Annotated in this window: 17 protein-coding genes; 11 read left to right on the forward strand and 6 right to left on the reverse strand. The window is 47.6% G+C overall.

The genetic code is table 11. The annotated features are described in order from the left end of the window. Positions 1 to 566 precede the first annotated feature (566 nt). Complete coding sequence (locus AOT11_RS00675; protein ID WP_011150071.1) at positions 567 to 788, forward strand: hypothetical protein; 222 nt, start codon at positions 567 to 569, stop codon at positions 786 to 788. A gap of 67 nt (positions 789 to 855) precedes the next feature. Here AOT11_RS00675 and AOT11_RS00680 read toward each other — a convergent pair whose 3' ends face one another. Continuing rightward, positions 856 to 1,104, reverse strand: coding sequence for a DUF1289 domain-containing protein (locus AOT11_RS00680; protein WP_011080680.1), 249 nt, complete (start codon positions 1,102 to 1,104; stop codon positions 856 to 858). A gap of 196 nt (positions 1,105 to 1,300) precedes the next feature. Between AOT11_RS00680 and AOT11_RS00685 the strand changes: the two genes are divergently transcribed. The 8 genes from AOT11_RS00685 to AOT11_RS00720 all read left to right on the forward strand — a co-directional run bounded on the left by AOT11_RS00685 (position 1,301) and on the right by AOT11_RS00720 (position 10,742). Next, complete coding sequence (locus AOT11_RS00685; protein ID WP_017422206.1) at positions 1,301 to 1,747, forward strand: META domain-containing protein; 447 nt, start codon at positions 1,301 to 1,303, stop codon at positions 1,745 to 1,747. Positions 1,748 to 2,024: 277 nt separating this feature from the next. Beyond that, positions 2,025 to 3,170, forward strand: coding sequence for an ABC transporter substrate-binding protein (locus AOT11_RS00690; RefSeq protein ID WP_017422207.1), 1,146 nt, complete (start codon positions 2,025 to 2,027; stop codon positions 3,168 to 3,170). A 38-nt stretch (positions 3,171 to 3,208) separates the two neighbouring features. Further along, positions 3,209 to 4,909 (forward strand): ABC transporter permease, encoded by a 1,701-nt coding sequence (locus AOT11_RS00695; RefSeq protein WP_026060819.1) that lies wholly within the window; start codon positions 3,209 to 3,211, stop codon positions 4,907 to 4,909. Further along, positions 4,875 to 5,525, forward strand: coding sequence for an ATP-binding cassette domain-containing protein (locus AOT11_RS00700; protein WP_017422209.1), 651 nt, complete (start codon positions 4,875 to 4,877; stop codon positions 5,523 to 5,525). The genes AOT11_RS00695 and AOT11_RS00700 overlap by 35 nt, the downstream gene beginning before the upstream one ends. Then, entirely contained in the window at positions 5,515 to 6,138 is a 624-nt protein-coding gene (locus AOT11_RS00705) for a CDP-alcohol phosphatidyltransferase family protein (protein WP_026060820.1), read from the forward strand. Before AOT11_RS00700 ends, AOT11_RS00705 begins: the two co-directional genes overlap by 11 nt. Before the next feature lie 105 nt (positions 6,139 to 6,243). Beyond that, the gene (gene norR / locus AOT11_RS00710; RefSeq protein WP_017422211.1) at positions 6,244 to 7,773 is read left to right on the forward strand and encodes a nitric oxide reductase transcriptional regulator NorR; all 1,530 of its coding nucleotides are present in this window, start codon (positions 6,244 to 6,246) and stop codon (positions 7,771 to 7,773) included. Between the two features lie 202 nt (positions 7,774 to 7,975). Further along, entirely contained in the window at positions 7,976 to 9,637 is a 1,662-nt protein-coding gene (hcp, locus tag AOT11_RS00715) for a hydroxylamine reductase (RefSeq protein WP_017422212.1), read from the forward strand. A 61-nt stretch (positions 9,638 to 9,698) separates the two neighbouring features. Next, entirely contained in the window at positions 9,699 to 10,742 is a 1,044-nt protein-coding gene (locus AOT11_RS00720) for an FAD-binding oxidoreductase (protein WP_026060821.1), read from the forward strand. Between the two features lie 71 nt (positions 10,743 to 10,813). Here AOT11_RS00720 and AOT11_RS00725 read toward each other — a convergent pair whose 3' ends face one another. The 4 genes from AOT11_RS00725 to AOT11_RS00740 form a co-directional block, all read right to left on the reverse strand. Continuing rightward, entirely contained in the window at positions 10,814 to 11,746 is a 933-nt protein-coding gene (locus tag AOT11_RS00725) for a class I SAM-dependent methyltransferase (protein ID WP_017422213.1), read from the reverse strand. A 20-nt stretch (positions 11,747 to 11,766) separates the two neighbouring features. Continuing rightward, positions 11,767 to 12,462 (reverse strand): TIGR01621 family pseudouridine synthase, encoded by a 696-nt coding sequence (locus tag AOT11_RS00730; RefSeq protein WP_017422214.1) that lies wholly within the window; start codon positions 12,460 to 12,462, stop codon positions 11,767 to 11,769. Between the two features lie 103 nt (positions 12,463 to 12,565). Beyond that, positions 12,566 to 14,182 carry a methyl-accepting chemotaxis protein gene (locus tag AOT11_RS00735; RefSeq protein WP_017422215.1) on the reverse strand — a complete coding sequence of 539 codons (1,617 nt, stop codon included), beginning with the start codon at positions 14,180 to 14,182 and terminating at the stop codon, positions 12,566 to 12,568. Between the two features lie 127 nt (positions 14,183 to 14,309). Beyond that, positions 14,310 to 15,737 (reverse strand): sodium-dependent transporter, encoded by a 1,428-nt coding sequence (locus AOT11_RS00740; RefSeq protein WP_026060822.1) that lies wholly within the window; start codon positions 15,735 to 15,737, stop codon positions 14,310 to 14,312. A gap of 352 nt (positions 15,738 to 16,089) precedes the next feature. On the opposite strand from AOT11_RS00740, the gene cls reads away from it, so the two are divergent. Together cls and AOT11_RS00750 are read left to right on the forward strand one after the other, a co-directional pair. Continuing rightward, complete coding sequence (gene cls, locus AOT11_RS00745; protein ID WP_017422217.1) at positions 16,090 to 17,544, forward strand: cardiolipin synthase; 1,455 nt, start codon at positions 16,090 to 16,092, stop codon at positions 17,542 to 17,544. Positions 17,545 to 17,668: 124 nt separating this feature from the next. Further along, the gene (locus AOT11_RS00750; protein ID WP_026060823.1) at positions 17,669 to 18,877 is read left to right on the forward strand and encodes a cystathionine beta-lyase; all 1,209 of its coding nucleotides are present in this window, start codon (positions 17,669 to 17,671) and stop codon (positions 18,875 to 18,877) included. A gap of 71 nt (positions 18,878 to 18,948) precedes the next feature. Here AOT11_RS00750 and AOT11_RS00755 read toward each other — a convergent pair whose 3' ends face one another. Beyond that, positions 18,949 to 19,518: a DNA-3-methyladenine glycosylase I gene (locus AOT11_RS00755; RefSeq protein WP_017422218.1), complete on the reverse strand. Its 570-nt coding sequence runs from the start codon at positions 19,516 to 19,518 to the stop codon at positions 18,949 to 18,951. Positions 19,519 to 19,529 lie beyond the last annotated feature (11 nt).

Below are 19,529 nucleotides of genomic sequence, written 5' to 3' on the forward strand. Positions count from 1 at the left end.
AGCCATCATCTGTAGTTCGTGTCCGCCATTCATAATTTTTATGAATAAATTTGCAATAATCTCACTTATTAGAATAGCGCTAACGGCGCTCGATACAAATTTCATGAACGCGATAATCCCGTCTTGTCCCTTCGTCGCCATTCACCAACGAACTAAATCACGCAAGGTTATCAAGGCTCGGTTGAACGATTGCTTTGCTATAAGAAAAACTCAAAATTAAAAAACGAACAAAAAATAATCAAAACACCATTGACGAGATGTTGGCCCACTTCTAAATTTGATCAGTACCTGAGCAACCCACCCTCGACAAGGTCGCTGGCTTGCAACCAAACGAGGAAGTTGCTATCGACTGAGGTGTAGACCGATGTCGTTTAGGTTTCATTTCACGTCTCTGAGAACCGTTAGATACGTGATACAAGATGGCGTGCCTATCTGCTCTGAGACAATGTATTTAATGCCAAGCGATTGACTTCAAATGGCCTCCAGAGAATTCGTACCACTAACGTACGAGTAAGAGCAGTTTACGCCTTAAACACTGCTGCTATGTATTCACGGAGGTTAGAAATATGAAACGAGCCAGCAAATCCTATCGTCTACAGCTCATAAGAGAAGTGGTGACACGACGCGAGCTGCAAACCAGTAACGACCCTATGGCAAATTACATCTATCAACTGATGACAGACAAAACGCATTCAACGCATGATGTTGAACAAAATCATAAATTTGTCGGTAGCCATTTTGATGAACATGCTGGGGGGTGGGTAAACGATAAGTGGGGGCTAAAATAGTCATCAACTCATGCATTTGACTCTCCTTAGTCAACGCATCTCAAATGTGTACTAGGGCTAGGGAGAGTTAAAATAAATCTTGCTGTGGGCTTTGTACTTCTTCTTTTGTGCTTGATGGATCTTTACCTTGTGCAAGCTTACGACGATAACGCTGACGACACAGTTTAATCACATGCAGCTGTTCACTTGGTGTCATGTTCAGCCAGTTAAAACGCTCTTCACGTTTACGCATGCATCCGTTGCAATAGCCTTTGTCATCGACACTGCAAACCCCCACACAAGGGCTGGGTACAGTGAAAAACTCCAATTGTTCCATACCGCCTCCTGCTGCTCATCGCTTTCACTGTTCACTCTAATCGTATCTCCATGAGCTAAGAAAGCATTCTCTAATAAAAACATGACCATGGTTGCTTTAAACGGCAAATTTTCATACGAAACTATGACCGTATTCTGACAAATACAGCGTTCGATTAACTATACTTCCCTCATTCCCCAAATCTGGAGTTAATATAATGAAGCTTAGTTCAAAAACCCTACTTGCCGCTATTTCAATGCCTCTACTAATGACTGCTTGCGTAAGTAACGGTGACAACATGAAACAATTAACAGCTCAAGATTTACAGCACCATAATTGGGAACTCGTCAGCATTGATGGCAACGCCATTACAATCAACGAGCATCAACAAGCCCCTCGCCTTGAAGTGGGTGAAAACATGATGGCTAATGGTAACGCGGGTTGTAACAACTTCTTTGGTCAAGCCGAGCTGAAAGATAACCAGTTCCGCATTGAAAAAATGGGCATGACAATGAAGATGTGTATCGATGACGCGATGAGCACTGAGCAAGCCGTTTCTCAAACTTTGTCTGACTGGAGTGATATCACCCTAACAAAAGACAGCCTAGTGTTGAAAAACAGCAACCACACGCTCACATTCACACTGAAAGATTGGAAAAACTAATCCAGTTTGATTGATTTTTTAGGGCCGCTTCTCGCGGTCCTTTTTATTCTCTCGCCACTCCATACATCGCTTTACCCCTGCATTCTCTCATCTTGCTTCATGTGGCTTTCACTTTCGTTCTCTGCACCTGTTCATAGAAGCATCAAAAACTGAACAACTTGCGCACAAAACTCGTAAACATTTCAATAAATTCAATTTTTTCATTCATAATGAAAGAAAACCGAGACAAGCACGGTCTCTGGTTGCAACACATAAAGCTCAACATGAAAGGAATGCTATGAAACGGCTGACAACACTACTGACTGGCGCGCTACTCTCTGCCAGCGTTTTTGCTACCACACCCTCTTGGCAACAAATCGAAGAAAAAGCACAAGGACAAACGGTCTTTTTCCATGCATGGGGCGGTAGCCAAGAGATCAACGACTATCTTCGCTGGGCGGGAGGCGAACTGAAAACTCGCTATGGTGTCACGCTTAAGCACGTCAAAGTCACCGATATTGCCGAAACCACGACTCGACTCATCGCAGAAAAAGCCGCAGGAAAAAACCAAGGCGGGAGCGTTGATATGGTTTGGATTAACGGTGAAAACTTTAAGTCGATGAAAAACAATGATCTGCTTTACGGACCTTTTGTTGAACAGCTTCCAAGTTGGCAATACGTCAATAAGACGCTGCCAGTAGACAGTGACTTTTCAGAACCCACACTTGGGCTCGAGGCGCCATGGGGCGTGGGTCAATTAGTGTTTATTCATGATGAAAAAACACTTAACAATCCGCCCACTTCGTTTTCAGAAATGCTGAGCTATGCAAAAGCGTACCCTAACCGCATCAGCTACCCGCGCCCTCCTCAATTTCACGGCACCAGTTTTCTGAAAGCGGTGCTCATTGAGCTAACCGATAACGACCCAGCATTAGCAAAACCGGTCAACGAGCAAGAGTTTCAACTCATCACTAAGCCACTTTGGCAATATTTGGATGAATTTCATCGTGTTGCTTGGCGTCAGGGAAAACAATTCCCAACGGACAGCGCAGAGTCTTTCCAACTATTGGATGACGGCCAGTTGGATTTAGCCATCACCTTTAACCCAAATGCAGTTTACTCCGCCCAAGCGAATGGCACGCTAGCAGAATCAACCAAGACATTTGCCATGAGCAAAGGCGCGCTATCAAACATTCATTTTCTCGCCATTCCTTGGAATGCAAACGCAACGGAAGGGGCACTGGTCACCATCAACTTCTTGCTCAGTCCAGAAGCGCAGTCACGCAAAGGTGACCTGTCAATTTGGGGCGATCCATCTGTATTGGAGAATCAGTATCTCACCGGCAGCGCTAAAAACACGCGCCTATTTAAATCGGTGGCTGAGCCACATCCAAGCTGGCAAACCGCGCTTGAAGCCGAATGGCAAAAGCGTTACGGCAATTAATTCGACCACAACCAAGAGCCAATACAAACGAGAGCACGATGTTTAGAGCCGCTTATTTGATACTGATTTTAGTGTGCATTGCTCCGGTTATTCCGGGCTTGTTCGGCGTGTTGCTCTCGTCTTTTGGTTATATTCCTCCCGTTGGCTTGCACCAACTGTCTTCGGTCGGATTTGAGGCAGTATTCAATTGGACTGGTGTGGAAAAGTCCATCGCGTTGACGGTGTTTAGCGCCCTTTTCAGTACCTACTTGGCTTGCTTATTTACTTTCGCAATCTTGCAAGCCTTGTGGCAAAACCGCCATTGGAAAAAAGTGGAGTCGCTACTCTCCCCACTGCTTGCAATGCCCCATGTGGCGTTTGCTATCGGTTTCGCCTTTCTCTTCTCTCCCACTGGGTTGGTTGCGAGAGTCGCGGTGCAAACGTTGGATGTTGGTCTATCCACTGACGATAGTGCTTGGTTTGTCAACGACCCGTATGCGTTGGGGCTGACCATCGCCCTCGCACTGAAAGAAATTCCGTTTTTGTTGCTCATGAGCGTGCCAGTGTTGCAGCAGTTAAACGTTGCTCAGCTCAGCCAAGTCTCCGCATCTATGGGCTATTCACCGGCACAGTTTTGGTGGAAGACCGTCCTACCTCAGTGGTTAAGCAAAATGCGTTTTCCACTGTTTGCTGTGATGGCGTATGGCGTTGCGGTGGTTGATCTCAGCTTGATCCTCGGCCCAACCAATCCTGCCACGTTTGCCGTATTGGTTTGGCAGTGGTTTAGTGATCCTGAGTTAGAGCTATTACCAAGAGCTGCCGCAGGTGCGATGGTTCTGTTTGTTATCGCCAGTCTGCTTATGGCGGCTATCATGCTGTTTGAAAAGAGTGTCACGGGTTATTTTGGTCGCTGGCAGTATTCCGGCCGATTTGGTTTTTCGCTGCCAGGAAAAACACTCTTTGCTTTTTCAGCGTTACTGGCACTGACTATGTTTCCTTTGATGTTGCTCTGGAGCTTTGCCCACCGCTGGCGATTCCCCGATCTTCTACCCAGCCGTTATAGCCTGCGCTTTTGGCAGGCCGAATGGCAAAACGTACTGCCAACCGTGGAACAGAGTTTGCTTTTTGCCCTCGCAACAGCCAGTGTTGCTGTACTTTTGGCTTTGGTGGCACATGAATACCGCGATAAGCATCGAATTCATCTTCCTGGCTATGTCATTGCCTTGCCGATGTTGATCCCGCAGCTTTCTATCTTGTTTGGATTGCAAATTGCGACGCTTTATCTCTCGTCAGATGCCTATTCGCTTTGGGTGTTGTGGTCACACGTGTTTTTTGCCTTTCCCCTCGTTTATTTGGCTTTGGATGGCCCTTGGCGCAGCTACAACCAGAACTACACGCGCGCCGCGCTCAGTCTTGGTAAAGCACCGATTTGGGTCTTTATTCGCATCAAGATGCCCATCCTAATGCCGGCTATTTTGTATGCTTGGGCAGTCGGGGCAAGCGTTAGCCTTGCACAATATTTGCCAACGCTTATCCTCGGTGCGGGCCGCATCACCACCATTACCACCGAAGCGGTGGCGCTCTCGAGCGGCTCAGATCGTCGCGTGACGGCCATTTACGCTTTGTGGCAAGCCATACTGCCATTTGTTTTCTTTTCTATTGCCCTCTTTATTGGACATTTACAAACGCGCGGTCGTCACGCTCGCGTTAAGGACACTAAAACTCATGACGTTTTGTCTCGAAAACCTCGCCATCCATAAACGCTCGGGCGAGACGCTGTTTTCCGACATCAATTTGACGATTGACGCCGGTGAGATTGTTAGCTTAATGGGCCCAAGTGGTTGCGGAAAATCCACACTACTGAGCCTTATCGCCGGTCATTTGAGTGACGAATTTAAGTACTCAGGTACACTTTCGCTTAACCAACGCGATCTCGCACCTTTGGCTCCCCACCAGCGTCAGGTGGGTATTTTGTTTCAAGATGATATGCTCTTTCCTCATTTGAATATTTGGCAAAATTTGGCGTTTGCGTTGCCCAACGACATCAAAGGGACAGAGCGAAAAACGCAGGCTATCAATGCCCTCGACAAAATCGCTTTGTCTGAGTTAGCCGACTCTTATCCGGAGCAAATTTCTGGGGGGCAACGAGCGCGGGTCAGCTTGATACGAATGTTATTAGCCAAACCACAAATGGCGCTGCTTGACGAGCCATTTAGCAAATTGGATAAGGAACTGAGAGTGCAATTTCGCGACTGGGTCATCAGCCAATTGCAACAGGCCAATATTCCAGCGCTGATGGTAACCCACGATATTGATGACGTGCCACCGGGAAGCCGAGTGCTGCATTGGCCTTGGGAGCAGTGCAATGTTAGATAGATTTAGCATTAAAGTGATACGTTGGCCGCTGACGCAAAGTGCCCAAGTGCTCAACCATTATGGCGTCACCGCCAATCAGATCACGATACTCGGTTTTGCCTTGGGCTGTTTTGCCCTTCCCGCCCTGATGGCAGAGCAATACCTACTAGCATTGGCGTTTATTGTTCTGAACCGAGTCTGCGATGGGCTTGATGGGGCGTTAGCACGCATCCAAGGGATCACCGACGCCGGTGGTTTTCTCGACATCAGCTTGGACTTTCTCTTCTACTCACTCGTTCCTTTTGGTTTTGTCTTGGCCAACCCAGAACAAAACGCCATTGCTGGCGCCTTTTTGATTTTCTCTTTCATTGGAACAGGCAGCAGTTTTCTCGCTTTCGCGGTGATGGCGGGTAAACGGGGTATTGATAACCCGGTTTATCAAAACAAATCTCTTTATTACATGAGTGGTCTGACCGAAGGCACAGAAACCATCGCCTGTTTTGTGTTGTTTTGCCTCTTCCCACACTCTTTCGCGACACTTGCTTACCTCTTTGGCGCGGCATGTTGGTTCACAACAGGGACACGTATCTACTCTGGCTTCCACACCCTCAATCAAGTCGATGAAGAGGAATAAGACAAATTGATCGACGTCAATAGAACATCAACTTTTGCTTGAATGCGATGTTCAAATGACATCACCTTGGTAGCATAACCGCTCAAAATCCAAGAAGAGGCGGTTATGTCCCAAACGATTGACCAAGCGGTGTTGAAAATCGCACTGAATTTAAGTTCCACTCTATCAAGCGAACAACAATACCAACACTTGATTGATGGCATCGCTTCGGTATTTCCTTGTGATGCTGCTGCGTTATTTGTGTTTGACCAAGACGGTTTTCTTACGCCCGTCGCAGTTAAAGGCTTATCCCCAGCGGTATTAGGCCGGCGTTATTTTCCTGCTACCCATCCCCGTTTGGAACGTATTTTACAAAGTCGCCACACGGTGCGCTTTGATGCCGATTGCGCTCTACCCGATCCCTTTGATGGTTCGCTGCTCACCGAAGATCAATGCATCGATGTGCACGATTGCCTTGGCAGCAGCCTTTATGTCGACGGCCAATTGGTTGGTGTACTAACGATGGATGCTCTGACCGTCGGCGCCTTTGATTATCTCGACCCCGTGATGGTGGAAACCTTTACCGCCTTAACCGCGGCCACCTTGCGCAATATTGCCCAGTTCAAGGCCTTGAAAGCGCAGAATAAAAAGCAAAAAAGCGTCACGCAAACACTGATCCAACAAGCGCGATCTCAGCAAGGGGAAATGGTGGGATTTAGCCCGCAAATCAATCAGCTGCGCAAACAAATTACCACCGTTGCTCCTTCAGATTACGCGGTATTGATCATGGGAGAAACGGGCACGGGCAAAGAGCTGGTGGCGCATAACGTTCACGCACAATCGCATCGCAGTGACAAACCGATGATCTACGTGAACTGTGCAGCGCTCCCGGAAGGGTTGGCGGAGAGTGAGCTGTTTGGGCATGTAAAGGGAGCCTTTACCGGCGCCAATCAACATCGTGCGGGAAAATTTGAGCTGGCTGATGGAGGCACTATTTTTCTCGATGAAGTGGGCGAGCTGCCTTTGGTGCTGCAAGCTAAATTGCTGCGCGTGATTCAGCAAGGGGAACTGCAGCGAGTTGGGAGTGATAAACACCTGTTGGTGAACGTACGCATCATTGCCGCCACCAACCGAAATTTGGAGAAAGAAGTCGAAACGGGCCATTTTCGCGCCGACCTTTTCCATCGTCTGAATGTTTTCCCAATCAAGGTTCCTGCCTTGCGTGAGCGAGAGGGCGATATTCCGGTATTAGCAGGCTATCTGCTTGAAAAAGTTCGCCATCAATTCAATGAGCCTAACTTGCATGTCCACCCAAAACTTTTAAACCAATTAGAGCATCTACCTTGGTATGGTAACGTTCGTGAACTAGAACACACCCTCACTCGCGCCGCCTTGCACGCCATTCAACAAGGGCAAACCACCATCAAAAGCGACCATATCGGGACACTGACAAATCAATCTGATGTCAAAAATACATCCACCTTCTTTCCTGAACACGCTCAAGGGATGAGAGAGTTGGTCGAATCCTATCAAAAACAATTGATTGAACACGCTTTGTCCCAATCGGATGGAATTTGGGCGAAAGCCGCTGAGTTTCTACAGATGGACAGAGGCAATTTGTACCGGATGGGGAAAAAACTAGGGGTTAAAGTGTAAGCAATTGGGTATTTATTGATGTAAAAAAGACACGAACAGCGTGTCTTTTTTACATCTCCGACATAGGCATCTTAAAAATAAATCCTTTAATTTCATAGAGATACAAATTGGCACGTAATCTGCTCTTAGGTGAACGTTTTTAATCTAATAACAACAACCTAAACCCATTTCGTTTAGGGATAACGACACCGGAGACGCCACTATGTTCTGTATTCAATGTGAACAGACGATTCAAACCCCAGCCGTAAAAGGCTGCTCTTTTGCTCAAGGTATGTGCGGAAAAACCGCAGAAGTGTCCGATTTACAAGACGTCCTTGTCTACTTATTGCAAGGGGTTTCCTACTGGGCGACTCAAGCACATCGATACGGCATCATTAACGATGAAATCAATCAATGGGCGCCAAAAGCGTTTTTCTCCACACTGACCAACGTTAACTTCGATCCTGAACGTATTCTGCAATTAACTTCTCAGGCTGCGCAGTTTAAAGCACAGCTAAAAGACCAAGTACTCACTGCCTCTTCACTGGCAAACTCACCACTGTCAGAAGTTCCTGCGGTTGCTGAGTTTGAACTGCCAGAAAACGCACAAGCCATTCTCGCCTTCGCCCCACAAGTTGCGGTCAATCGCGGCAAAGAAAGTGTTCATGAAGACGTCATTGGCTTGCGCTTACTCTGCCTGTATGGTTTAAAAGGGGCCGCCGCCTATATGGAACACGCACGCGTGTTGGAACAAACCAACAACGACATTTATGCGGAGTACCACGAAATCATGGCTTGGTTAGGCACCGATCCTGACGATCTTGGCGAGCTGCTAGAGTGTTCAATGCGCATTGGCCTAATGAACTACAAAGTGATGGAAATGCTCGATCATGGCGAAACCGCGACGTTCGGCCACCCGGTTCCTACCGCGGTCAACGTCAAGCCAGTCAAAGGCAAATGCATCTTGGTTTCCGGCCATGACTTACACGATTTAGAAAAAATCTTGCAACAGACCGAAGGTAAAGGCATCAATGTCTACACTAACGGAGAGATGTTACCTGCGCACGGTTATCCAGAACTGAACAAATATCCGCATCTGGTGGGTAACTATGGCAGTGCTTGGCAAAACCAGCAAAAAGAATTTGCTAACTTCCCGGGTGCCATTGTGATGACCTCAAACTGCCTGCTGAACCCCAATGTGGGCCAATACGCAGACCGTTTGTTCACGCGTAGCATCGTAGGCTGGCCGGGTGTCGCTCATATTGAAGGTGACGATTTCAGTGCCGTTATTGAATCTGCGTTGGCACAACCGGGCTTCCAGCACGATGAGATTGAGCACATGATCACCGTCGGCTTTGGCCGTAACGCACTGATGAATGCCGCCCCTGCGGTGATCGATCAAGTGAAACAAGGCAACATCAAACATTTCTTCCTCGTGGGTGGATGTGACGGTGACAAGGCCGAGCGCAGCTACTACACCGACTTCACTGAAGCCGCACCAGAAGATACGCTGATCTTAACGCTTGCTTGCGGTAAATTCCGTTTCAACAAAAACACCTTTGGTGACATCAACGGCATCCCTCGCCTACTCGATGTTGGCCAATGTAACGACGCGTACTCCGCGATTCAATTGGCTTTGGCGCTGGCGCAAGAGTTTGACTGTGGCATCAACGAGCTGCCACTAACGCTTGTCCTTTCGTGGTTTGAGCAAAAAGCGATTGTTATCCTACTCACCTTGTTCGCTCTGGGTGTGAAAGGCATTTACACCGGTCCAACTGCACCTGCGTTTTTGACTCCTAACCTGATTGCCATCATTCAAGAGAAGTTTGATATGCGCAGCATCGGTAATGTTCAGGACGATCTGAACACCATTCTTGCTGCTTAATCACTCGTGCCCTCCTTCGTGAGGGCACTCATCTTCCTTCTATCCCAACAAAGAGTGCTCTATGTTTTTTGAATGGCAAGGCAACGAACCCGCAACGTTGCAATGCGTAGATAAGTTTTTTGAAACCGATGACACGGTTTCCATCCGTCTCGCTGATCTCACTGAATCGCTGCTTTTTCAATTTAAGCCAGGCCAGTTCGTTAACCTTGGTGTAGAGATCGACGGCAAGATGGAATTTCGTGCCTACTCAATCAGTTCGCTGGCTGGTGATGAATACCTTCAGTTCACCATCAAACGAGTTGAGGGGGGTAAAGTGTCAAACTTCATCATCGACTCTCTGCTTATCGGAGATACGGTTCAAGCCCTCGCCCCTGCGGGTGAGTTTAATTGTGTTGACCACCCACCACGTGAATTCGATGGACAAAGGAAAGCGCTCTTGATCAGCGCTGGATGTGGTGTCACTCCCGTTTTTGCCATGGCCAAACATTGGCTGAGCAATGAGATGAATGTCGATATTGAATTTCTTCACATTGCCCGCTCAGCCCAAGAAACGATCTATTTTGATCACCTATCAACCTACCAGTCGGCCTATGCTCATTTCCACTTAAAGCTGCTGCTCAAAGATGCCCAAGGTACAACGCACCCACAAGGGCGATTCAATGCGCAATGGCTACAAGATTTGGTGCCAGATTTTGCCACCCGTACCATCTATCTCTGTGGGCCAAATCAGTTTATGCAAGATACGCAAGACTATTTGCAAGTCTTGGGGTTTAACATGAATAACTTTTATCACGAAAGTTTTACCCCAGAGAAAGCCGACGCTATGGAAGCGAGCGATGAAGCGGTTTGCATTTCGGTGCCTGACTTCGCCCAAACCATTAACGCCCAGAAAGGTCAGTTGTTGGCGGATGTACTTGAAAATGCGGGTCTGCCGTTGATTGTCGCTTGTCGCAGTGGCATTTGTGGCTCATGTAAGTGCAAAGTGGCGAATGGCCAAGTGCGCACCATCAGCCAAGAAACGCTCACCGACGAAGAAATTGCGCAAGGTTATGTTCTGGCTTGCTCATCGCACATCGAATCGGATCTGGATGTCAGCTTGCACTAAACAAGCGACGCTCCTGATAAACAAACGCCCTCACAATGTTGAGGGCGTTTTCACGTTCGCTGGCTACGCTGTTAATTGAAGCGCAGCACTTTCAGCGCGGCTTCGCTGTCGATATCCATAAACTCAGGAGGATTGTCCAAGCGCTCACGGAAAGTCAGCTGAGGCGCTTCTTCTTTCATGCTTTCAATCAAGAAATCGCTGCTCACTGCAGGGGAGTTAACGCACGCCAACACCTCACCTTGCTCTGTCAATAACTCTGGCAAGCGGCGAAGAATCTTCTTGTAATCCTTGGTTAGCGCAAAACTGCCCTTTTGAAACGACGGCGGATCAATAATCACCAAATCATAAGGGCCCGCTTTTTTGATTTTCCCCCAAGATTTGAAGATGTCGTATCCCAAGAAGCTAACCTGATTGATGTTGTGCTCATTTAACTTGTGGTTGTCACGCCCTTTCGACAATGACGATTTGGCCATATCAACGTTCACCACTTTATCTGCACCACCCGCGATCGCCGCAACAGAGAAACCGCAGGTGTAGGCAAACAGGTTGAGTACATTCTTCTGTTTGGCATTTTCGCGTACCCAATCGCGACCATAGCGCATATCCAAAAACAGGCCAAAGTTCTGATTTCGGCCAATATCTAATTGATATTTCAGGCCACTCTCGACAACCACAGGGCGCGCTTCCAATTCGCCAACCAACACTTCGGCTGGATCACCATCGGCATAGCGGTGTTGAATCACCACACAACGGCCAAGCTTTTCTTGCCACAATGGTGTGTTCGTTAGCGCTAACAAGCCTTCTCTGAGGCATTGTAAGAATGCCTCATCCACTTGTTTGAAGAGATTGACGATCAACTGGCCGTGCAGCCAATCACAGGTAATTTGCTCTAGCCCTTCAAAGCGTCGACCACGCCCATGAAAAAGACGGCGAATCTCATCAGGAGCCTGCTGTAACTGCGATTCGACATGCTGGAAAAATGTCGTTAGGTGTGATGCTTGCATCTGTGTCTCTACTAATTTGTTTATTTATTGATGGTTGGCCAGTTGAGTTGCCAAGGTGTCAACCATTGTTCAATGGCTTGGTTGAGCGCCTCGCTGTTCCATTTCTCACCCAGGTCGGCTTGATTTCTCGGGTCGCACACAAAGTGGTATTGCTCACCTTGGTATTGGAAACCAAGACAAAACGCGTGCAAGTAACCACGATCGGAATCACTGCCAGCATTGTAGATGGGATCGCCAACAATGCTCGATCCTACCGATTTTAACGCCACGCGGATCTGATGGGTTTTGCCCGTGTAGGGTTTACACAAAAAGGCGCGTTCTCCCGGTTCTCCGGCAAGGGAAAAGAACTGAGTGATGGCGGGATTTTGCTTACTGTTGACCAGCTTCCAACTGGCCCGTCGTGAGCGCTCCATATCGCCAATAATGGTACCTTGTTTTTTCTTTGGCTTCTTCGCACCAATGGCGAGATAGAACTTCTCTACCTCTCGTTGCGCAAAGCGTTGTGAAAGCGCGCTGGCCGCCGTGCTGTTTCTTCCCAGCAACAAAATACCAGAAGTCATTTTGTCGAGCCGATGAATAAGATATAGATGCTCATCACCACTGACGTTGGCCACTTCTTGTAACAGCATGGTATCGCCATCATCTTTGTGAACCGAAACATTAGGATGTTTGTTGATGATCAGAAAATCAGGGTGGGTAAAGAGAATATCAAACATGGCGTAACACAAGTTGAGCCATTTTCATGCGAATTTGGCTGGTTTCATGGACAAGGACGAAGTATACCCGTAATCGTCATGAATACCAGCCAAACTCTAATGCTTACGCAATGCGAAACTTACCAATCAACTGGTCCAGTTGAGCCACTTTACCACTCAAACCAGCCACGCTCTCAGAGCTGCGGTTTGCAAGAGCCAAAGATTGTTCAGAAATATCACTAATAGCGGTGATGTCTGACGCGATCTCTTTCGTTACCGCTGTCTGTTCTTCCGCTGCAGTAGCGATGGAATTGACCATGCTTTGCACATTCGCAGCCCCCGCCACAATTGCTTCTAGCGAAGAAACGGCACCTTGACTCTGCTCAACACCAATTTCAACCAAACGACAATTATCTTGGGTGTAAGTGACCGCTTCATGTGTGCCTGATTGTATCGCTTGAATAATGCCTGCGACTTCTTTAGTTGCTTTAGTGGTTCTTTCTGCCAGAGCTCGAACCTCATCCGCCACCACCGCAAAACCGCGACCAAACTCACCTGCACGAGCCGCTTCAATCGCCGCATTGAGAGCCAATAGGTTGGTTTGCGCGGCAATATCTTCAATCACTTTAATCACACTACCAATTTGCTCACTGTGCGTTCCAAGCTCGTTCATTTGCACCGACATATCACTCATTTGTTGAGAGACTTGCTGAATACTCGCCACCATTTCTACGATGACGTTGCGCCCTTCTTCCGCCGACGCTTCTGAGCGTTTCGCCTCTTCAAACGTTGAGCTGCCTTGCTGCGCCACTTCCGAGATGGTGAGGCTCAGCTCTTCGGCCGCCGTTGCGATCAAATTGGCTTTGTCAGCTTGCGCGGATGCACCCTGCACAATATCTCGGCTTACTTTATTGAGATCCCCCGTGACCACTTGCACCTCCCGAGTCACTGAGGAAATTGAACTGATAAGGTTAACCAAAGAGTGCTGCATCTTGTTAACGGAGGTGGCTAAATTCGCCAACTCATCACCAGATTGGTCTTCAATATCTTCTGCTGTCAGATCCCCACTGGCAACACGCTGAGCGACTTCATCTAGCTTACTTAAACGGACGGTAATCGAATTCGAAAGCAGATAAGCAATGGTACACGTTAGGACGATACCAATCGCTGTGAGTATCATGATGGTACGCTCAATATTAGACAGAGAGTCCTCTAAGGCCCCCATGGCCCCATCTGCACCAGCAATTTCTTCCTCTGATGCCTCATCAAGCATGTTTTCAATTGGAATCAAGTGGGTTTGATACAACTTGCGTAAAGCCACAATCAGAGATTCATCAATGTCTCCCTGTCCATTTTTCGCCAAGATTTGAGCTTCAAACGCGTCAGTAAACTGCTTCATGGACGATTCAATTTTCTCAAGGCGGCGATCATCTTCTCCCCCTGGCGTTTCGAGTTTACGCACCTCGCGTAGTGCAGCGGCAAATTCACCTTTATTGTCTCGATAGTCTTGTGCTGCGCCTTCTACGCCTGTCACAACCCCCATAGCATCACGGTAGACGTCTCCCGCTTCATCCACCAAAATTAAGTAGAAAACCACTTCAGGTACATCGTCTTGACGCACTTCATTGGCCACCGCATGTGATTCAGTTACCTCTACCCATATTGTTGCCACCATCACCAGCATAATGGCCAATACACTGCCAAAACCGGCGTATAACTTTTTTCTTACTGACATCTTCACTCTAAACTTCCTTACGATGAATCTTTCTCACGTAAAGTATATCGACTACATTATCAAATAGTTGAGTGTTGTAGCTCGCAAAAAAAAACCTCCCAAAAGGGAGGTTTTTGATGTTTATTCAACGGTTTTACAGCTTCTTCGAAAGTAATCCAGCGAAGACGAAGATGGAAATACCTAGCACCATGATCTCGCCTTTACCGCTATCAAAGCCAGACTTAATACCCATCACCGCAACAATCGCGATTGCTACTGGAATAATGTATTTGACTAGGTTGTACCAAACACCAAACAGTGGGAAAGAGACTTTGCCGTCGTTGGTGATCTCTTTTTCAAGATCTTCGCGGCTCAAACGCCAGCCGGCAAAGATACATACCAACATACCACCCACTGCAAGGAAGATTTTATCAGTGAGCAAGTCGAAGATATCAAATGCACCAGTATCAAACAGTTTTGGACCCACACCACCTAGCGACAGTGAAGCGAAGATACACAAAGACGCCATCACAACACTTGATGAGATAACAGCCGTTGAACGCTTCATGCCTTTCTCATCGATGAGGTAAGAAACCACCACTTCAAGAAGAGAAACAGAAGAAGTCAGTGCTGCTACAGTCAAACCGATAAAGAACAGGAGTGCCAGAACGAGACCAATAACACCACCCATTTCAGAGAACAACTGAGGCACAACCACGAATACAAGACCAGGGCCCGCTGCTGGCTCCATACCAAAAGCAAACATCGCTGGGAACATAGCCACACCGGCTAGGATAGCGACACCGGTATCCATCGCGGTAACCATACCCGTGGTTTGTACAAGGTTTTCTTGCTTCTTCAAGTAAGAGCCGTAAGTCATCATACAACCCATACCTAAACTTAACGAGAAGAACGCTTGACCCAGAGCTGCGAGCACAACATTGCTGTCTACTTTTGAGAAGTCCGGCATAAACAGGAACTCAAGACCTGCCATCGCACCTGGCAACATCAGACCTTTCACCGATACGATGATGAGGATGATAAATAGCAGTGGCATTAGGACCTTGCCCGCTTTCTCGATACCGCCAGAAACACCACGCATAACAATTACGATGTTCAGTAGCAGGTAGATACCCATCCAAAGCAGAGGTTGAACCGGATCGGAAATAAACGCGCCAAAGCTCGAACCAATGGTGTCTGGTGTGCTTAATAGACCACCACCCACTTTGAAGATGTAGGCCAGTGCCCAGCCACCAACCACTGGGTAGAAACCCATGATCAATAGACCACTGAAGACACCCAATACGCCTGTAAACGTCCAACGACGATCCGTTGACTTAAATGCGCCAACCGCAGAAAGACCTGTCTTACGACCAATAGCAAACTCAGTGAGCATTACGCTAAAGCCGATAAAAATAACGAAAAATAGGTAGATCGCAACGAATGCACCGCCGCCGCTCTCACCTGCTGTGTAAGGGAACTTCCATATATTGCCTAAACCGACCGCAGAGCCTGCGGCTGCCATCACGAAGCCTAGTTTAGACCCCCACGTGTCACGTGGTGCTGCACTTGTATTACTCATATCCACGCTCTATCTCCAAAAAATATGTTGTGTTTGCATCCAGATGAGCGTCTAAATAGGTTATGTACAAAATTTTTTACACACGAACATTGTTCGCTTGACGTCATCCTGCTAGCAAGTAAAACAGTTTAAGAATAAAATTGGAAGCCCGAACAGTCTATTTTCCCACCTTATCTTTCATTATCGCGATTAAGTGCTGATTTTTTCGCCACAAACACCTCATCAACCTTAATTTTACAAAATATTTACAACTTTTCGCTATATGAACTCGGTTCTCTATTGAGGCTGCTATTTCTAATTTCTCTATTTAAGCTTACTATCTGAATCGTTTACTAGTTTCTACGAGATAGCGATGGACAAGTTCTACCATTTTCTCACCCTCGCAGGGATCGGACTTTATTGGGTTCTGATTGCTGGTGTGACGTTCCGTGTCGTGTTAAAGCGTCGTGCCGTGAGCGTTTCGCTCGCATGGCTAATGATCATTTACATTCTCCCAGTGCTTGGCGTCGCCTGCTATTTTCTGTTTGGTGAGCTCAATCTCGGCCGAAAACGAGCCGAGCGTGCAAAAGAAATGTTCACTCCTTTCGCCACTTGGTTCTCTCAATTAAATGACTGTCAAGCTCACACACCTGAGTCGATGGGACGCCATATCTATCGTATTGACGAGTTGTGCAACACCCGTCTTGGTTTGCCAGCGCTGAGTGGCAACACGCTTTCACTGCAACGTTCACCTGAAGAAATTCTTCACTCTATTATTCGTGATATTGAAAAGGCGCAAAGCTCGATTCGTATGGTGTTTTACATCTGGCATCCCGGTGGTTTAGCGGATTCTGTCGCTTCCGCGCTTATCCAAGCCGCCAAACGAGGAGTGGATGTCAAACTGTTGCTTGATTCCGCTGGCAGCCCACGATTTTTCCGCAGCCATTGGCATCAGATGATGGTCAATGCGGGCATTCAGGTAGTACAAGCTTTAGAAGTCAGTCCGTGGCGTATTTTCCTACGTCGCCTCGATTTAAGACAGCACCGAAAAATCATCGTTATCGACGATGAGATTGCCTACACAGGTTCAATGAATTTGGTCGACCCCGCCTACTTCAAACAAAGCAGCGGCGTTGGACAATGGGTGGATATCATGGTGCGTTTGACTGGCCCAACGGTGAACGTGCTATCTGCAATCCACTGCTGGGACTGGGAAGTGGAAACTGGGGCGCGCCAACTCCCCCGGTTACCTGAATGCCCATTAGACTCGACGCAATACCAAAACCCAATTCAAGTAGTTCCATCGGGCCCCGGCATGCCGGAGAACTTGATTTCTCAAGTGTTGATTCTCGCCATCAACCAAGCAAATCACTCGGTTACCATCACCACTCCTTACTTCGTACCTAGCCTTAATTTGCTGGATACCTTAAAAATGACCGCCCAACGTGGCATCGACGTTCAGTTGATCATTCCTCATAAGAATGATTCTTTAATGGTTCAGTGGGCATCGCGGTCGTTCTATAGTGAATTGATGGAAGCTGGGGTCAAAATTTTTGAGTTTTATGGGGGCTTACTGCATACCAAATCCGTTGTGATCGACCAAGAGTTTTGTCTCGTCGGGACGGTCAACATCGACATGCGCAGTTTGTGGCTCAATTTTGAAGTCACACTGGCGGTAGATGATGAGCATTTCACCCAACAAATGCATCAATTACAACAACACTACAAATCTCAATCCCACGCAGTAAAACGAAGTGACTGGAATAAGCGCTCACTCTATTCTCGTTTTCTTGAACGACTCTATTACTTGTTCAATCCGCTGTTATAAGTTTCCCAAAAGTCGGCATCATGAAACATCCCCAATTCGGGGATGTTTTTGCTTTAGAAACCTTGCCAAGCCTATGCCCTCCGTGTTTTAAATAGAGAAATCTCAAATAGGACAAGGAATTGACATGTCGGAAGGCAAGCAAACCAAATTGGTCACCGCTGGACGCGATAAAAAATGGACAAATGGCGTGGTAAACCCGCCAATTCAGCGTGCGTCGACGGTGGTTTTTGACACTGTGGCAGACAAACACCACGCGACCGTCAATCGAGCCAACAAGACACTTTTTTACGGCCGTCGCGGCACTCATACCCACTTCGCCTTTCAAGAAGCGATGACTCAAATTGAGGGTGGTGCCGGCTGCGCACTTTACCCATGTGGCACCGCCGCCATTTCCAACGCCATTCTTTCCTTCGTCGAAACCGGCGATCACATTCTAATGGTCGATACCTGCTACGAACCAACTCGTGATTTCTGCGATAAGATCATGAAAAAAATGGGGGTGGAAACCACCTATTATGATCCAATGGTTGGAGAAGGCATTCGTGAGCTTATCAAACCCAATACCAAAATACTGTTTTTGGAATCTCCCGGCTCTATTACGATGGAAGTGCAAGATGTTCCTACCCTCGCACGTATTGCGCATGAGCACGGAATCATCGTCATGCTCGACAATACTTGGGGGGCTGGTGTTAACTTCTCGCCTTTCGAGCATGGTGTAGATATCTCGATTCAAGCAGCAACGAAGTACATCGTCGGCCATTCGGATGTGATGCTAGGAACCGCGGTCGCGAGCGAGCCCTACTGGGATCAGTTGCGCGAGCAAAGTTATTTGATGGGACAATGCGTCTCACCGGATGATGCCTACCTTGGTCTGCGTGGTCTAAGAACAATTGACGTACGTTTGCGTCAACACGAACAAGCCAGCCTCAAAGTCGCGCAATGGCTAGCAACCCGACCAGAAGTGGACCATGTTCGCCACCCAGCATTGGAGAGCTGCCCTGGTCACGAGTTTTTCAACCGTGATTTCACTGGCGGTAATGGCCTGTTTTCCTTTGTATTGAAGACTTCATACCCTCGAGCAACCACAGCGCTGCTCGATGGAATGAAACACTTCAACATGGGCTATTCGTGGGGTGGGTTTGAAAGCTTGATTTTGGCCAATGAACCAAAGAGTTTCTCAAGCTTACGGACTGTCGCCAATCCGAACTTTGAAGGCACCTTAATCCGCCTGCACATTGGTTTAGAAAATGTCGAAGACCTGATTGCTGATCTCGAAGCGGGTTTTGAACGTTATAACGCATTGATTCTTGAAAGAGAAACCTCTCTTAGCTAGCGGCGATTTACCTCGTTAGGCGCTCCCCGCTATGCATATAAAACAGCCCCTCATCTCTGCGGGGCTGTTTTTTATCGGTGTGCTTTACAGGGGCAATCAATTAAATGATCATCGACCATCCCGACCGCTTGCATGAAGGCATAGCAAATGGTTTCTCCAACAAATTTGAAGCCCCGCTTTTTAAGAAACTTACTGAGCGCTTTGGATTGCTCCGTGACCGCAGGCACTTCATCCATGGATTGCCATTGGTTGACAATCGGCTGATGGTCGACAAACGGCCACAAAGCGTTAGACAGTGAACCAAACTCTTCTTGAAGCGCCAATGCCGCGCGTGCGTTACTAAACACCGACGCAATTTTCCCACGATGTTTCACCACATCGTACTGAGCAATGATCGCCTCAACTCTTTGCTCTCCCTGTTGCGCGAGTCGTTTGAGGTCATAGCCTTCAAATGCCTCTCGATAACCTTGGCGCTTTTTCAGGATCGTAATCCAGCTCAATCCTGCCTGTGCACCTTCTAGCGTAATGAACTCAAAAAGTATGGTGTCATCGTAAACAGGCTTACCCCATTCCGCGTCATGATATTCACGCTCTAAAGGGTGATTCATCGCCCACGCACATGTTTTTTGTTCTGACATCATCTAACTCCTTA

The sequence above is a fragment of the Vibrio vulnificus NBRC 15645 = ATCC 27562 genome (assembly GCF_002224265.1).
Lineage (GTDB): Bacteria > Pseudomonadota > Gammaproteobacteria > Enterobacterales > Vibrionaceae > Vibrio > Vibrio vulnificus.

Excerpts from the sequence above, each read along its gene's own strand:
- AOT11_RS00725 (WP_017422213.1), bottom strand. The coding sequence starts at position 11,746 with ATGCAAGCATCACACCTAACGACATTTTTCCAGCATGTCGAATCGCAG.
- AOT11_RS00740 (WP_026060822.1), bottom strand. The coding sequence starts at position 15,737 with ATGAGTAATACAAGTGCAGCACCACGTGACACGTGGGGGTCTAAACTA.
- AOT11_RS00675 (WP_011150071.1), top strand. The coding sequence starts at position 567 with ATGAAACGAGCCAGCAAATCCTATCGTCTACAGCTCATAAGAGAAGTG.
- AOT11_RS00690 (WP_017422207.1), top strand. The coding sequence starts at position 2,025 with ATGAAACGGCTGACAACACTACTGACTGGCGCGCTACTCTCTGCCAGC.
- AOT11_RS00705 (WP_026060820.1), top strand. The coding sequence starts at position 5,515 with ATGTTAGATAGATTTAGCATTAAAGTGATACGTTGGCCGCTGACGCAA.
- AOT11_RS00695 (WP_026060819.1), top strand. The coding sequence starts at position 3,209 with ATGTTTAGAGCCGCTTATTTGATACTGATTTTAGTGTGCATTGCTCCG.
- AOT11_RS00750 (WP_026060823.1), top strand. The coding sequence starts at position 17,669 with ATGTCGGAAGGCAAGCAAACCAAATTGGTCACCGCTGGACGCGATAAA.
- AOT11_RS00720 (WP_026060821.1), top strand. The coding sequence starts at position 9,699 with ATGTTTTTTGAATGGCAAGGCAACGAACCCGCAACGTTGCAATGCGTA.
- AOT11_RS00730 (WP_017422214.1), bottom strand. The coding sequence starts at position 12,462 with ATGTTTGATATTCTCTTTACCCACCCTGATTTTCTGATCATCAACAAA.
- AOT11_RS00700 (WP_017422209.1), top strand. The coding sequence starts at position 4,875 with ATGACGTTTTGTCTCGAAAACCTCGCCATCCATAAACGCTCGGGCGAG.
- norR (WP_017422211.1), top strand. The coding sequence starts at position 6,244 with ATGTCCCAAACGATTGACCAAGCGGTGTTGAAAATCGCACTGAATTTA.
- AOT11_RS00685 (WP_017422206.1), top strand. The coding sequence starts at position 1,301 with ATGAAGCTTAGTTCAAAAACCCTACTTGCCGCTATTTCAATGCCTCTA.
- AOT11_RS00755 (WP_017422218.1), bottom strand. The coding sequence starts at position 19,518 with ATGATGTCAGAACAAAAAACATGTGCGTGGGCGATGAATCACCCTTTA.
- AOT11_RS00680 (WP_011080680.1), bottom strand. The coding sequence starts at position 1,104 with ATGGAACAATTGGAGTTTTTCACTGTACCCAGCCCTTGTGTGGGGGTT.
- hcp (WP_017422212.1), top strand. The coding sequence starts at position 7,976 with ATGTTCTGTATTCAATGTGAACAGACGATTCAAACCCCAGCCGTAAAA.
- cls (WP_017422217.1), top strand. The coding sequence starts at position 16,090 with ATGGACAAGTTCTACCATTTTCTCACCCTCGCAGGGATCGGACTTTAT.